This window comes from Paenibacillus sp. SAFN-054 (assembly GCF_051966755.1).
Classification (GTDB): Bacteria; Bacillota; Bacilli; order Paenibacillales; family Paenibacillaceae; genus Paenibacillus_AQ.
In genome coordinates this window covers 641,721-654,583 of the sequence record NZ_JBQCKS010000002.1, presented here as the reverse complement: position 1 = coordinate 654,583, position 12,863 = coordinate 641,721, and the positions used below count along the sequence as shown (strand labels likewise).

Annotated in this window: 14 protein-coding genes; 9 read left to right on the top strand and 5 right to left on the bottom strand. The window is 55.1% G+C overall.

The features are described from left to right. Positions 1-5: 5 nt before the first annotated feature. The gene (locus tag ACTHPM_RS14440) at positions 6-590 is read left to right on the top strand and encodes a TetR/AcrR family transcriptional regulator (protein WP_440395668.1); all 585 of its coding nucleotides are present in this window, start codon (positions 6-8) and stop codon (positions 588-590) included. A 141-nt stretch (positions 591-731) separates the two neighbouring features. Here the strand turns inward: ACTHPM_RS14440 and ACTHPM_RS14435 are convergent, their stop codons facing one another. Continuing rightward, the gene (locus tag ACTHPM_RS14435; protein ID WP_440395669.1) at positions 732-1,133 is read right to left on the bottom strand and encodes a secondary thiamine-phosphate synthase enzyme YjbQ; all 402 of its coding nucleotides are present in this window, start codon (positions 1,131-1,133) and stop codon (positions 732-734) included. A 305-nt stretch (positions 1,134-1,438) separates the two neighbouring features. Between ACTHPM_RS14435 and cysT the strand changes: the two genes are divergently transcribed. From cysT to ACTHPM_RS14405, 6 genes are all read left to right on the top strand, one after another. After that, entirely contained in the window at positions 1,439-2,254 is an 816-nt protein-coding gene (cysT, locus tag ACTHPM_RS14430; RefSeq protein ID WP_440395670.1) for a sulfate ABC transporter permease subunit CysT, read from the top strand. Then, entirely contained in the window at positions 2,251-3,048 is a 798-nt protein-coding gene (locus ACTHPM_RS14425) for a sulfate ABC transporter permease subunit (protein WP_440395671.1), read from the top strand. Before cysT ends, ACTHPM_RS14425 begins: the two co-directional genes overlap by 4 nt. Before the next feature lie 2 nt (positions 3,049-3,050). Next, positions 3,051-4,115: a sulfate/molybdate ABC transporter ATP-binding protein gene (locus ACTHPM_RS14420; protein WP_440395672.1), complete on the top strand. Its 1,065-nt coding sequence runs from the start codon at positions 3,051-3,053 to the stop codon at positions 4,113-4,115. 312 nt (positions 4,116-4,427) lie between these two features. Continuing rightward, complete coding sequence (locus ACTHPM_RS14415; RefSeq protein ID WP_440421585.1) at positions 4,428-5,495, top strand: sulfate ABC transporter substrate-binding protein; 1,068 nt, start codon at positions 4,428-4,430, stop codon at positions 5,493-5,495. Positions 5,496-5,724: 229 nt separating this feature from the next. Then, positions 5,725-6,207, top strand: coding sequence for a GNAT family N-acetyltransferase (locus ACTHPM_RS14410; protein ID WP_440395673.1), 483 nt, complete (start codon positions 5,725-5,727; stop codon positions 6,205-6,207). Between the two features lie 12 nt (positions 6,208-6,219). Further along, on the top strand, positions 6,220-6,990 hold the full coding sequence (locus ACTHPM_RS14405; protein WP_440396237.1) for an MBL fold metallo-hydrolase: 771 nt from the start codon (positions 6,220-6,222) through the stop codon (positions 6,988-6,990). A gap of 104 nt (positions 6,991-7,094) precedes the next feature. Here ACTHPM_RS14405 and ACTHPM_RS14400 read toward each other — a convergent pair whose 3' ends face one another. Continuing rightward, positions 7,095-7,892: a Cof-type HAD-IIB family hydrolase gene (locus ACTHPM_RS14400; protein ID WP_440395674.1), complete on the bottom strand. Its 798-nt coding sequence runs from the start codon at positions 7,890-7,892 to the stop codon at positions 7,095-7,097. Positions 7,893-8,023: 131 nt separating this feature from the next. Further along, a complete protein-coding gene (locus ACTHPM_RS14395) occupies positions 8,024-8,926 on the bottom strand; it encodes a DMT family transporter (RefSeq protein ID WP_440395675.1) in 903 nt (300 codons plus the stop codon). A 136-nt stretch (positions 8,927-9,062) separates the two neighbouring features. Here ACTHPM_RS14395 and ACTHPM_RS14390 point away from each other — a divergent pair, with 136 nt between their 5' ends. Further along, positions 9,063-9,323 (top strand): YqkE family protein, encoded by a 261-nt coding sequence (locus ACTHPM_RS14390; protein ID WP_440395676.1) that lies wholly within the window; start codon positions 9,063-9,065, stop codon positions 9,321-9,323. Between the two features lie 125 nt (positions 9,324-9,448). Here the strand turns inward: ACTHPM_RS14390 and ACTHPM_RS14385 are convergent, their stop codons facing one another. Further along, positions 9,449-10,396, bottom strand: a complete 948-nt coding sequence (locus tag ACTHPM_RS14385) for a hypothetical protein (RefSeq protein WP_440395677.1) — start codon at positions 10,394-10,396, stop codon at positions 9,449-9,451. Positions 10,397-10,573: 177 nt separating this feature from the next. Further along, complete coding sequence (locus ACTHPM_RS14380) at positions 10,574-11,578, bottom strand: lipoate--protein ligase (protein WP_440395678.1); 1,005 nt, start codon at positions 11,576-11,578, stop codon at positions 10,574-10,576. Positions 11,579-11,759: 181 nt separating this feature from the next. On the opposite strand from ACTHPM_RS14380, the gene ACTHPM_RS14375 reads away from it, so the two are divergent. Further along, on the top strand, positions 11,760-12,839 hold the full coding sequence (locus ACTHPM_RS14375; RefSeq protein ID WP_440395679.1) for a pyridoxal phosphate-dependent aminotransferase: 1,080 nt from the start codon (positions 11,760-11,762) through the stop codon (positions 12,837-12,839). The last annotated feature ends 24 nt before the right edge of the window (positions 12,840-12,863 follow it).

Here is a 12,863-nt window from a genome sequence, read left to right as displayed (position 1 = left end):
GGTCTATGGCAAGAAGAGCAGTGGAACAGGAGTTATCCAGGGAGAGGATTCTTGAAGCAGCCAGGCATTTGTTCGTCACAAAGGGCTACAGGGCTATCTCCATGCGCAGTATCGGTCAGCATTTAGGTTACAGTCACGGTTCCTTGTATTATCACTTTAAGGAAAAAGCAGAGCTGTTTTATGCCATTGTCGTGGAGGATTTCAACAATCTTGCGCTGCAGCTCAAAAAGGTCATCAAATCTTCGCCTATGCAGGATCTAACCAAGGTGGAGCAGCTGATGATCGAGTTTATTCGATTCGGCTTGGACCATCCGTACCAGTATGAGATCATGTTCATGATCCGGGACGAGGAGCTGTTGTCTTACTGCCGTACGGAGCAGGGGCGCTGCCTTGAATTGTTTGCATCCATCGTGCGCCGTTATATGAATGAAGAAACGCACGGTGAGGAATTCTGCCGGAATCTTCCGCTTACGCTGTTTTTATCTTTGCATGGCTTCATATCCTATTACATACAGGACCGGGTCACGTTTGAGGACATTAAACCGGCAGCCGTGACGCATGTGAAAATATGCTGCGAATGTCTGCGGTAGCTTTTTCATGTTAGACAGATGCTTTATAGCACTGCATCGGTATTGCGTCACAGCATGCCGAGATGGAAGGTGAAGGGGATGGGCAGGTATGCCTGAGCCCCAACGCCTGTTTTGTTGTTCCCGGATGAGGTGCAGCCGGGCTTATCCCTTCATGATTTTGACATGGTACTGCCTGCGGCGTGGACCGTCAAACTCGCAGAAATAAATGCCCTGCCAGCGTCCGAGCAGAAGCTCGCCTTCGGTGATGATGACCGTTTGGGATGGCCCGCAGGTGATGGATTTCAAATGGGAAGCGGTATTCCCTTCCGCATGCCGGTATTTGGGATGCTTCCATGGATAGACCTCATCCAGCCGCATCAATACATCCCTTTTGACGTCCGGATCGGCGTTCTCGTTAATGGCAATGCCGGCGGTCGTATGAGGACAGTAAATCAGAACCGTGCCTTCCTTGACTCCGCTTTTATGGACAATCGAAATGATCTCCCGTGTGATATCCCTTATTTCGTCCCGGCCGGTCGTGGCCAGCTCCAATGTGTGCAGCATGCTGAAATCTCCTCTCGCTTATCTTATAGCCTGATAACGTTATTTTTAAAAAATACCCGCTGTTATATGTATACCCCGTATGGAATGGTTTTGCCGCGCAAAAAAACATGCCTTCGAATTCTCAACTTAGTTCATAGTCATTCCAAATTCCGTATTGACGGCGTCAGACAGTTTTTGGTAAAGTAACTCTTAAGTGAAAACCAAGTATACTAATAGGAATTTATTTATTTCATTTTATAAGTAAAATTTTCATTTGGCAATGCCGGATTTGCATGCGGCCGAATGCTCGGACGGGGGAGAACCGTATGAATACCATTCTTCGACATAAAGGCTGGACATGGGGATTCCGCAGCACCCTGCTTCTCTATTTTCTGCTGCTGGTCATTCTCCCCTTGCTGGGGGTCTACTATCATTCCTTTTCGGAAGGCTGGCGCTTGTTCGCAGGCAGCATTACCGATCCGCTCGCATGGAAAGCGGTGCTGCTGACTCTTCGGCTGGCGCTTACCGCCGCGGTCATCAACATGCTGATCGGAACGATGATCGGCTGGGTGCTTGTGCGCTGCCGTTTCCCGGGAAGATCGCTGCTGAACAGTTTGGTGGATTTGCCGTTCGCGCTGCCTACCGCCGTCGGGGGGCTGATGATTCTGCTGCTGCTGGGGCCCGCAAGTTGGGTCGGCCGAGCGGCCGGGGCACTGGGCTTTGAGATTGTGTTCCATTCCCCTGCGATTATCATCGCGATGGTCTTCGTCACCTTCCCGTTCGTCATTCGCGCCGTCCAGCCGCTGCTGGAGGAAATCGATCCATCGGAGGAGGAGGCTGCGAGAACGCTGGGTGCTTCGGGCCTCAAGGTCTTCTTGCGGGTGGTGCTTCCTTCCATGCTGCCTGGCATCGTAAGCGGCGGGATGCTGGCCTTCTCCAGGGCGCTTGCGGAATTTGGAGCGGTCGTCCTGGTAGCCGGTAATATCCCAGGCCGGACGTTGGTCGCTTCCGTCTATATTTACGGCGAGGTCGAAAGCGATAATACGGCGGGAGCAGCGGCGGTATCGGTTCTGCTGCTGACGTTGTCCTTTGCGATTCTGTGGGTCGTGAACTGGGTGCAGACACGGGGGAAAAGCCAATGAACAAGCTTTGGATAACGCTAACCTATCTCGTATTCACCGTGCTCCTGATCATTCCGCTCGGCAAAATGACGCTGGCCGCATTCAGCGGTGGTCTTGGCGAGCTAGGGGCGGCACTAAGCCGTCCGGAGGCGGTTCATGCCTTTATGATGACGGCGCTCGTCGTCGTCACGGTGACGCTGCTGAACACGCTGCTCGGGATGATGACGGCCGTGTATCTGGTGCGGGGCACGTGGATGAGCCGTGGACTTCGGCGTTTGCTGAACAGCATCGTCGATCTGCCATATGCAGTGTCGCCGGTGATCGGCGGGCTCATGATTGTTCTGCTGCTTGGTCCGGGCAGCGCTGCAGGCACGTTTTTCGATCATATCGGCTTCAAAATCGTATATGCGTTCCCGGGGATGGTCATTGCGACGCTATTCGTGACCTTTCCGCTCATGGTGCGTGAAGTCATGCCTGTCCTGCAGGAGATCGGCACGCAGCAGGAGGAGGCGGCTTCCACGCTTGGAGCGCACAGCTGGACGACCTTTTGGAAGGTGACCTGGCCTTCGATACGCTGGGCGGTCGTTTATGGCGTCGTGCTGACGATTGCCCGGGCGCTCGGTGAGTTCGGAGCGGTGCTCGTCGTATCCGGCAACATTATTAACCGCACCCAGACGGCGACGACGCTGATTTACCAGGATGTCGAGAACTTCAACGTTACCTCGGCGAACGGCGCGGCTCTGGTGCTCGCGGCGTTCTCGGTCGGACTCATGCTGATGATGGAATGGGCGAAAAAAAGAAGAGGAGTGCACTGATCATGCATATTGAGGTTCGCGGGTTAAACAAGCATTTTGGCGATTTCCATGCGGTCAAGGATGTCGGCTTCGAGATCGCGAAAGGCCACTTGATCGGGCTGCTGGGCCCGAGCGGCGGAGGCAAAACCTCTGTCCTGCGCATGCTGGCAGGGCTTGAACAGCCTGACGCCGGCGAGATCCGCTTCCATGGGGAGCTGGTTAACCACCTGCTGCCGCAGGAGCGCGGGATCGGCTTCGTGTTTCAGAACTATGCGCTGTTCAAGCATATGACCGTGTACGATAATATCGCCTTCGGGCTGAAGGTGAAGAAGGTCGCGAAGCCGGCCATGAAGGAACGCGTCATGGAGCTGGTGGAGCTGACCGGACTCGCGGGCTTCGAGAAGCGTTATCCGCATCAGCTGTCCGGCGGCCAGCGGCAGCGCGTCGCTTTCGCCCGGGCGCTTGCCCCGGAGCCGCAGCTGCTGCTGCTGGATGAGCCGTTCGCGGCCATCGACGCCAAAATCAGGCAGGAGCTGCGTTCCTGGCTGCGCGAGCTGATCGAACGCGTGGGCATCACGTCGATCTTCGTGACGCACGACCAGGACGAGGCGATTGAGGTCGCCGACGAGATCATGATCATGAATCAGGGGCGTCTCGAGCAGAAGGGCACGCCTTGGGATATCTACAAAGAGCCGAAGACGCCGTTCGTGGCCTCGTTTATCGGCGAATCCACGATCATTGAGGACGTGTCCGAGCTGAAGGGCTTTGAAGATGAGGGAGCGGGGCAGCAGACACGGGCGCTGATCCGTCCGGAGTATATCGAGGTGGGAGATGCGCATGAATTCCGGATGCTCTCCGCCACGGAGGAGGGGACCGTGCACCGCCTGCATTTCCGCGGCAGCGAATGGATGGTGGAGGTTGCGGTCGGCACCCATAAGCTGATGACCTACCGCTCGCTGGAGAAGCCGGCGCTGACGCCGGGGCAGCCGGTGCGTGTATTGGTGCACCGTGCGTATCTGTTCAACGACGAGCGAAGCTGGATGGAGGAGAACCGGCTGAAGGTCGATCCGATGCCGGTGATTATATAGGCAATGCTTACTGAATGGCGTTAGATGGAATGAGTTGTTAGGAGCTTTCGCTTTAATGCTAGCAAGGCTGATTAACCTCTATGCTCGAAGTTATCATTCATAGCTCAATTGTAGCGGAGGGGACGGAATCGTTCTGAAGAAGTGTGAGCGTTCGCCTTTGTCTCCGAATTTTTACAGATTAATAATACAAATAAAAAAATTTGGAGACAACAGCGATCGGAAGAACGATCCGTACACGGAGCGGGCTATTTGCACAACGCTTGTGTAAAACGGGAACGGCCTCCTGCTCGTCCAATTAAGGAGGAAGCGCATATGAAACGATCCTTAAGCCGGTTGAGGGTGAATATAGTAAGTATGGCCAGCTTCCTTCTGCTGCTTACAGGCATCTTGTCCGGATGCAGTCAGGAGCCCGCGGAAGAGGCGGCTGCTGCCGCAGCGAACGGCAAGGAGATCACGCTCGTCATCGGAGCCTACAGCATCGCCAAAGACGCGCTCGCGGAACTCCTGCCGAAGTTTCAGCAGGAATGGAAGGCCAAAACCGGGCAAACGGTCAAATTCGAGGAGTCCTATGAAGCGTCCGGCACCCAGGCCCGGGCGATCATCGGCGGCTTTGAGGCGGACGTGACGCTGCTTGCGATGGAGGGCGATGTCGACAAGCTGGTCAAGGCCGGCCTCGTCAGCAAGCAGTGGCGGGATACGCCGGATCAAGGGATGGTCACGCGCTCCATCGTCGTGCTTGGCACCCGTGAGGGCAATCCGCTGGGTATTCGCGATTTTGCCGATTTGACCCGGCCGGGCGTGAAGGTGCTGTATCCGAACCCGCAGACGTCCGGTGGTGCGCAGTGGGACATCAACGCGATATACGGCGCGGGCTTGAAGCTGTCCGAGGAGCATGGGGCGAAGGATCCGGCTTACGCCAAAGCATTCCTGGGAAAGGTTCATCAGAACGTCGAGTCGCTGGACAAAAGCGGGAGGGCCTCGATGGCGGCTTTTGAATATGGCGTGGGGGACGTGGTGGTAACCTACGAAAATGAACTGCTGGCCCGGATCAAGCAGGGCAAGAAGTATGATGTGGTCATTCCCGATTACACCATCAAGATTGAGAATCCGGCTGCGGTCGTCGACCAATATGCCGATGCCCATGGGACGCGCAAGGTGGCCCAAGGCTTCGTCGATTACCTCCGGGGTACGGAGGCGCAGACGATCTTTGCCGACTATGGATTCCGCCCGGTCAATGAAGAGGTGCTTCAGGCGACTGCGGACCGCTTCAAGGTCCCGTCGGGACAATTCGATATTACCTATTTGGGCGGCTGGGATCAGGTTCGTCAAACGCTGTATTCCAAGAAAGGGATATGGTATCAGGTGCTGGCCGGGCTGTGAGCAGGCTGCCGATTCAGGTGCAGGTGCATCCTACAGGTGCTTGGCAGCTGGAAGGTAATTAAGGTGCCAGTTAAATAATAGCCTGCTGTTGACTCTACTACGAAAACAGGATTTGTCCTAGACGGACAGGTCCTGTTTTTGTGCTGGCGGATTGCAGGAAGCAAGCATGCGAATTCGCTGCATGATACAATACATCGTAGCAGGATTAGAAAATAAGGGGGATTTGATCGTGTTGATCCGAAAATGGCAGGTGACGGATACGGATGAAATCGTCGATCTGTTCTATGGAACGGTGCATGCCGTAAACCGGCGTGATTACTCCCCGGAGCAGCTGCACGCTTGGGCGGACCCCGAGGATCAAGCCGAGCGGAGAGCAGCGTGGCGCGTCTCCTTCCAGGATCGGTATGCATACGTCGCGCAGGAAGAAGGCGTTATAACGGGATTCACGGATATGACTCCCGATGGATATATCGACCGGCTGTTTGTGCATCATGCGTACCAGGGACAAGGCGCTGCTTCCGCTCTGCTCCGTAAGCTGGAAGAAGATGCCCGCCGTCTTGGCATCAGCATGCTTCGAACCGAGGCGAGCTTGACGGCTAGGCCTTTCTTCGAGCGGCGGGGATTCTCCGTCGTGACAAAGCAGCAAGTTACGCGAAAAGGGATTTCATTAACGAATATGGTTATGTCGAAGCAAATTGAGGGCACATCCTGAGGAGGGAGCATCATAGATATTCTAACATTTTTGGGAACCGGCGATGCGATGGGCGTTCCCCGTGTCTATTGCGAGTGTAATGTTTGCATGGAAGCGAGAGCAGCCGGAAGCAACCGCCGTATGCGCTCTTTGGCCATGGTGGAAGGGAAGGACGGCGGGTTTCTGATCGATTGCGGGCCGGATTGGCGCAGCCAGATGGAGATGCAGGGGCTGCGTTTTGCCGAGAAGATCCTTGTCACGCATGCGCACTTCGATCATATCGGCGGACTGCCGGAATGGGCGGATGCCTGCCGCTGGCTCGGGCGAAAGGGCGAGTTGTATGCTCCGCAGGAGGTCATCGACGCGATCCTGAAGCAATTTCCATGGCTTGCAAGGCATATGAAGACGGTGGCGGTGGATGAGGGAATCGAGCTGGAAGGCTGGACAATCCGCGGCTGGAAAGTGTGCCATGGCGCCAACGGCTACTCCTACGCTTACCGCCTCGAGAAGGGTGGTTTCCGCTGGGTATACTGCTCCGATTCGATCGGTCTGAACGAAGAGGAGAAGAAGCCGCTGCATGGTCTGGATCTGCTGGTGCTCGGCACCAGCTTTTACCATGAAACAGCCCCGTATTCCTCGCGCTCGGTGTATGACATGCAGGAAGCGGCGGAGCTCCTTGCCGAGGTGAGACCGGCCAAAGCGATCTATACGCATATGTCCCATAATGTCGACATCGATGCGGATTACGTGCTGTCGCCGAATGTATCGCTGGCGCGTACCGGGATGAAGGTAGACTTGGGCTAAAGCGGCTGCATGGCAGCTCCATGAGAAAAAAGCCGGGAAACAGGCATATGCCTGCGTTCCACGGCTTTTTTGGCTCATGCTCATTCTTTTACAGGAACCGTTCTTCAGGCGTTCAGCACAAACTTCTCGATGGCTGCCTTGACGCCGTCTTCATTGTTGCTCAGCGTAACATACCCCGCGATATCCTTCAGTGCCGGAATGGCATTGCCCATGGCGACGCCGAGTCCCGCGGCCTCCAGCATTTCGTGGTCGTTCCAGGAGTCGCCGATCGCCATTGTGTCAGACATAGCGACGTCAAAATGGTTAGCCAGGAAGGTCAAAGCATCGCCCTTGGTGCCTTCATGGTGCATGATCTCCAGGAAATGGGGCTTGGACTTGGTAATGTGCACCTCGCTGCCGAGCAGCTCGCGGAAAACCGGAATCAGCGTGTCCAGATAATCCGGATCGTCGATGATGAGCATCTTCGGCGTTTTCTGCGCAATCAGCTTCTCGAAATCCGGCTCGATATAATAAGGGGTCCGGTTCAGATTGGCGTAATCGATCAGCTTTTGGTTCTCCTCGCGTGCATACAGCTTGTCATCGATGTAGACCTGCAGATGCAGATCATGCTGGATGCAGTATTCGAAGAGCTTCCGTGCGGCATCTTGCGGCACATAACGCTCATACAGCACTTTTTCGTCCATGAGGTTCTTGATCAAGGCCCCCTGGTACGTAATGATCGGCACGTTCAGACCGGTCTGGCGGGCAATGGCCTGGGCGGATGCATAGGCGCGTCCGGTGGCCAGCGTTACCACGACATCTTTGGCTACCGCCTGTTCCAAAGCCTGCTGCGTCGCAGGGGTCACTTCCTTGTTGTCGTTAATCAGCGTATCGTCAATATCGATGGCAATCAGTTTGTACATTGTTGTCTCTCCCTTGTCTCTGGTCTATATAAAATGAACTAAAGCTTGCCCCTGCTTCTCCTTAATTTTATCCGGAAAACAGGCGAAGTGCCTTTCTTCTTTAATTCAATTTATCTTCAATACGGTCTTTTCTATTGTACCTCACGAGGCGCGGATTTCAATTCAGCCAGGATCATGCCGGCAAAAATGCACACGCAGCCGAGGCCAGCCGCCATACCCAGCTTCTCGCCGCCGAACCACATGCCGGTCAGCGCGGCAAAAACCGGCTCCATGGCGAATATGACCGCTACCCGCGACGGGCTCGTATATTTTTGGCAGACGGTTTGGATCCAGAACGCGAAAGCGCTCGTCGGACCGATGGACACGAGCAGCGCCCACAGCACCTCCGGCTGGGACAGCCGTTCCAGCGTTTGCGCCATTGGCCCCATATCCTCAAATAGCATTGAAGCTATGAAGCTGAGGATGCCGACCACGGCCATTTGCAGCGCAGCCAGCGGAAGGGCGGCATATTGAGGCGCGAAAATACCGGTATAAGCGATATGCAGGGCAAAAGCGATCGCGCACAGGAAGACGAGAAAATCACCTTTGTTCAACATGAGCGCGGAGCCTGCGAAGGCGAGCAGGTACAGGCCGCATGCCGCCAGCAGGGCGCTGAGCCAGGTGAACCGGGAAATCGGATGCTTCAGCAGAATCAAGGCCAAAAAAGGCACGAGCACCACGGAAAGCCCTGTAATAAATCCCGCATTCGAGGTTGTGGTGTACAGCAGGCCCACCGTTTGAAAGGCATAGCCCATAAACAAAAAAAGGCCCAGCAGGCAGGAGTGCAGCAGCATCCGGCGGTTGATGGTCCGCCACTGTCCGCGGTAAAAAATCGTGATGATCAAAGCGAGCAACAGGGCCGCACCGATGAAGCGTATGCCGTTAAAGGCGAGCGGAGGCAGGACTCTCACGGCGTGCTGTACGATCAGGAAGGTGCATCCCCACATCATGGCGACGATAAGCAGGCTGAGATCGGCGATACGTGAGCGGTTCAAAGAGGTCATTCCTTTCATCTGAGCAAGTGACCAAATTGTATCGCATATCCGGGGAGCGGACAAGGAAATATGCTGCCAAGACACCTGACGCACGGCGCCAAACCTGTTATAATGTGGGGGAAACGGAGTTGATCATATGGCCAAGAAAAGAAAACAGGACACGGCCGTGAAGCCGCAGGCGGCAGACAAGCCGGCAACCCTGAAGGATCTCCTGAGCAGCGATGTTCTGAACAAGCTGAAGCAGCAGTCGGAGCAGCTGAAGGTAGAGGAGCAGCAGAAGAAGGAAGCGCAGCTGAAAAAGGCGGAGGAAGAGCGCAAAGCCGAACAAAAACGGCGCGACAACGACTTCGAATACCTGCTCGAAAACAGCGGCATGGACTGGAAAAAATATAAATAAGCCCGTATTCCCGAAGCTGCCGCAAGGCGGCTTTTTTGCTGTCCGGCATGCATGACTCAGGATACATATAAAGAAACCGCCGATGGGCCTGCAGCAGGCAGCCGGCGGTTTCTTGCGGTTCAATGTCAGGGTGTGTTTAGAATGTAGCTGCTGAACTTCTGGAACTTGTCGAACTCCTCGCGCGTCAGATCCTTGACTTTTATCGTGGAAGCATCCGCGATGCCGTATCGATAAAGCTTCATCTGATCCGAAGGATTCTCGCCGACATAGCTGACGGATTGGCTATCCTTGCTCCACATGACATAGGAGGTACTGATCAAGCTGGAAACGCCCTCCGCCGGGGGCAGAAAGGTGAGCTTCGCCTGATCCGCATCATAAAGTCCCCAGGAGAGCTCGGAAATGAGCCCATAACTGAACGCCAGCACGTGGCCTTGAGGCGACCAGGAGAAGGTGGGAAGAATTTCGAGTCTGTCTTTGCCGTTTTTTTCGAGCTGCTGATTCAGAGTGGAATACGTTCCGTCTTGTAAATCGACAATGACGAGCGTGCTGGTCTCGTGGTATTCGGCGCTTAAGGCGAGATACGACTCATCAGCGGAAAGCGCAGCCTTGGAGACGTTGTACGGTCTCGGATCGAGCTTCACCTCGATCTGACGTTCCTTCTGATCCACCGTCAAGGAGGTGACCACTTGGGACGTCTCCGGTCTTTCCTGTTCGGTCGGCTTGCCGAGGGAAGCTTTGAGCGTCACGCTGCCTTGCTTCCACAAGATGTGGCTCTTATCGTTTTCCTTTTCAACAGGCTTATCGCTGCTGTAATACTGGGACAAATCCATGGGATCGACCGGGTTTGCGGGGCCGTCCTTTTCTTCAGCTTTGGCGCTGTTTTCGGATGCTTCCTTAGGGTCTTCGACTAGCTTCGTATCGTTGTTATCTGAAGATTTTTCGTTTGATGTTGTATCTGTTTTGGTGGTATTCGCTGGCTGATCTGCTGAAGATTTGTCTCCGCTTCCGCTTCCGCATGCGGCAAGCGACAGCATCAGGACAAGCAGGACGGACACGTATGCGTTTCGTTTCATGATAGGGCTCCTCTGTTCAAAATGTCATTAACGTTTAGACGGCAGGAGGAAGGGATAGGTTACAGCGGATTGAACATTTTTTGTTAAAAATGGATGGCTGGATGCAAAAAAGAGAGGTCCATGCTCGCATGGCCTCTCGGGTACAGCGGTATTTGAAGCAGGCAATATTCGAAGGTTCTACTCCTCCAAAAATACCAGCCCGATAAAATCGTCCATCTCGATGTTGCCGAAGTAATGCTTGATGTCCACGTCCGCCAAAGCGTCGCGAACCTCGGACTCCACATACCGCTTGCCTCGCAGCTTGTCCTCGATGTCCGTTACGTCGCCCACGCCGAAGAAGTCGCCGTAGATTTTGATATCCTGAATGCGCGCATCCTTGATATCCATGCGGATATCGATGATGCCGACAGCGAAACGCTTGGTATGCTTCACATTGGATTCCGGCGATTGGCCGTAGTTCCATTCCCAGTTCTGGTAGCGCTCCTTGGAGATTTGGTGGATCTTCTCCCAATCGGCTTCGGTCAGATGATACTGAGGCACATCCTTCGGATCCATGTTGAAAATGGCGCGAAGCAGCTCGGAGCGGAACTCCTCGATCGTCATGCTGCCATCCATCAGATCGCTGATGTTCGCCACGCGGCTGCGGACGGACTTGGTGCTCTTGGATTTGAATTTTTCGGGATTGGCATTCAGCGAAGCCTGCACGTCGTCCAGATTGAGGTTGAACATGAGCGTGCCATGGCTGAACATCCGGCCCCGGGTTGCGAACTGGGCGTTTCCGGAGATTTTTTGCTCGCCGACCTGCAGGTCATTGCGTCCGCTCAGCTCGGCATTCACGCCCATGCTGCGCAGCGCGTCGATGACCGGCTGGGTAAACTTCAGGAAGTTATGGAACGACTGGCCGTCATCCTTCGTTATGAAGCTGAAATTGAGGTTGCCGAGGTCGTGGTAGACCGCTCCGCCGCCGGAAAGACGGCGCACGATTTGTATGTTGTGATCCTTGACGTATTCCTGGTTAATCTCTTCAATGGTGTTCTGATGCTTGCCGATGATGATCGACGGGCGGTTGATGTAAAACAGCAGGTAGCTGTCTTCCTCCATCGGCAGGTGTTTCAGCGTGAATTCCTCGATGGCCAGGTTGATGGCCGGGTCCGTAATGCCTTGATTATCGATAAACAGCATGGCTTGATTCCTCCGTTTAAAGGCCTGTTTAATAGTGTATTTGCTTGGGTTTCCTTCTTACATCCTATCATATTGTAAACCAATCGATTGCAAGAAACAAAAAAGAATTTGCATTGACGGAGCCGAAAAATTGGCGCCATAATGGATTCATTCAGGACGAAGGACAGGAGGAATGGCACGGATGCTTGAAAGGTATGGTCATGGCGGGGATTTGGAGAGTGCGGCCGAGGCTTACGGCCGGAGCGGGTTTCTGGATTTCAGCGCCAACATCAATCCGCTGGGGCCGCCTGCGGGCGTGATGGAGCAGATCGCGCAGGCGTTACCCTCCATCATTCGATATCCCGATCCGGGACACCGCACGCTTAAGGCGCTGCTCGGCGAAAGACTGGGCCTGCAGCCCAATCAGCTGTGCATCGGCAACGGAGCGGCGGAATGCATGGCATTAATATTGCTGGCGCTAGCGCCCCGGACAGTCGGGGTCGTGGAGCCCTGCTTCTCCGAATACAGGCAGCTGTCGGAGCAGTTCGGCGCGCAGGTACGGTCCGTATTCGGGACGCGGGGGAACGGCTGGAGAGGGCAAGCGGAGGGAATCATCGGACTCATGAAGACGGTGGACCTGCTGTTTATCGGGCAGCCGAACAACCCGAACGGCGTGCAGTACGAGCTGGGCTTGCTGCGTCTGCTCGCGGAAGAAGCGGAGCGGAGCGGAACTTTTCTGGTGGTGGATGAAGCTTTCATCGATTTTATCCCTCATGAACAAAGACAGACGCTCCTCCCTGAGCTTGAGAGGTACCCGCGTACGATTCTGGTGCGTTCCATGACGAAGTTCTACGCCATCCCGGGCCTGCGGCTTGGATTCGCGGCTGCACATTCGGATCTGATTCAGGCGATGATCGGCAAGCAGGTGACATGGAGCGTGAATGGACTGGCTCTTCTGGCTGGGGAAGCGTGCCTCGCAAGCGGCGAAAGCTATGAGCGTGGCACGATGGAATTGATTGCGGAGCAGAGGGGACTGCTTGCTTCCGGCCTGCGAAGGCTGGGCTGTGAGGTAACCGACGGAGAAGCGAATTTCGTGCTGGCCGGCCTTCCGGCTCCGTGGACGGCTGAGCAGATGCAGACCGAAATGGGACGCAGGGGCGTGCTGATCCGCAGCTGCGCGATGTATCCCGGCCTTGGTGAAGCTTATATCCGGGTCGCGGTCAAAGCGCGGGAGGCCAATGAACGGCTGCTGCAGGTGATGGAGGACGTGCTGGGTGCATGAGCGCTCATGACAAAGATAAACCCT

What these genes read in the sequence shown, in the direction of transcription:
- ACTHPM_RS14420 (WP_440395672.1), top strand. Translation starts at nt 3,051, where the DNA reads ATGCATATTGAGGTTCGCGGGTTAAACAAGCATTTTGGCGATTTCCAT.
- ACTHPM_RS14425 (WP_440395671.1), top strand. Translation starts at nt 2,251, where the DNA reads ATGAACAAGCTTTGGATAACGCTAACCTATCTCGTATTCACCGTGCTC.
- ACTHPM_RS14415 (WP_440421585.1), top strand. Translation starts at nt 4,428, where the DNA reads ATGAAACGATCCTTAAGCCGGTTGAGGGTGAATATAGTAAGTATGGCC.
- ACTHPM_RS14375 (WP_440395679.1), top strand. Translation starts at nt 11,760, where the DNA reads ATGCTTGAAAGGTATGGTCATGGCGGGGATTTGGAGAGTGCGGCCGAG.
- cysT (WP_440395670.1), top strand. Translation starts at nt 1,439, where the DNA reads ATGAATACCATTCTTCGACATAAAGGCTGGACATGGGGATTCCGCAGC.
- ACTHPM_RS14435 (WP_440395669.1), bottom strand. Translation starts at nt 1,133, where the DNA reads ATGCTGCACACATTGGAGCTGGCCACGACCGGCCGGGACGAAATAAGG.
- ACTHPM_RS14385 (WP_440395677.1), bottom strand. Translation starts at nt 10,396, where the DNA reads ATGAAACGAAACGCATACGTGTCCGTCCTGCTTGTCCTGATGCTGTCG.
- ACTHPM_RS14400 (WP_440395674.1), bottom strand. Translation starts at nt 7,892, where the DNA reads ATGTACAAACTGATTGCCATCGATATTGACGATACGCTGATTAACGAC.
- ACTHPM_RS14380 (WP_440395678.1), bottom strand. Translation starts at nt 11,578, where the DNA reads ATGCTGTTTATCGATAATCAAGGCATTACGGACCCGGCCATCAACCTG.
- ACTHPM_RS14440 (WP_440395668.1), top strand. Translation starts at nt 6, where the DNA reads ATGGCAAGAAGAGCAGTGGAACAGGAGTTATCCAGGGAGAGGATTCTT.
- ACTHPM_RS14390 (WP_440395676.1), top strand. Translation starts at nt 9,063, where the DNA reads ATGGCCAAGAAAAGAAAACAGGACACGGCCGTGAAGCCGCAGGCGGCA.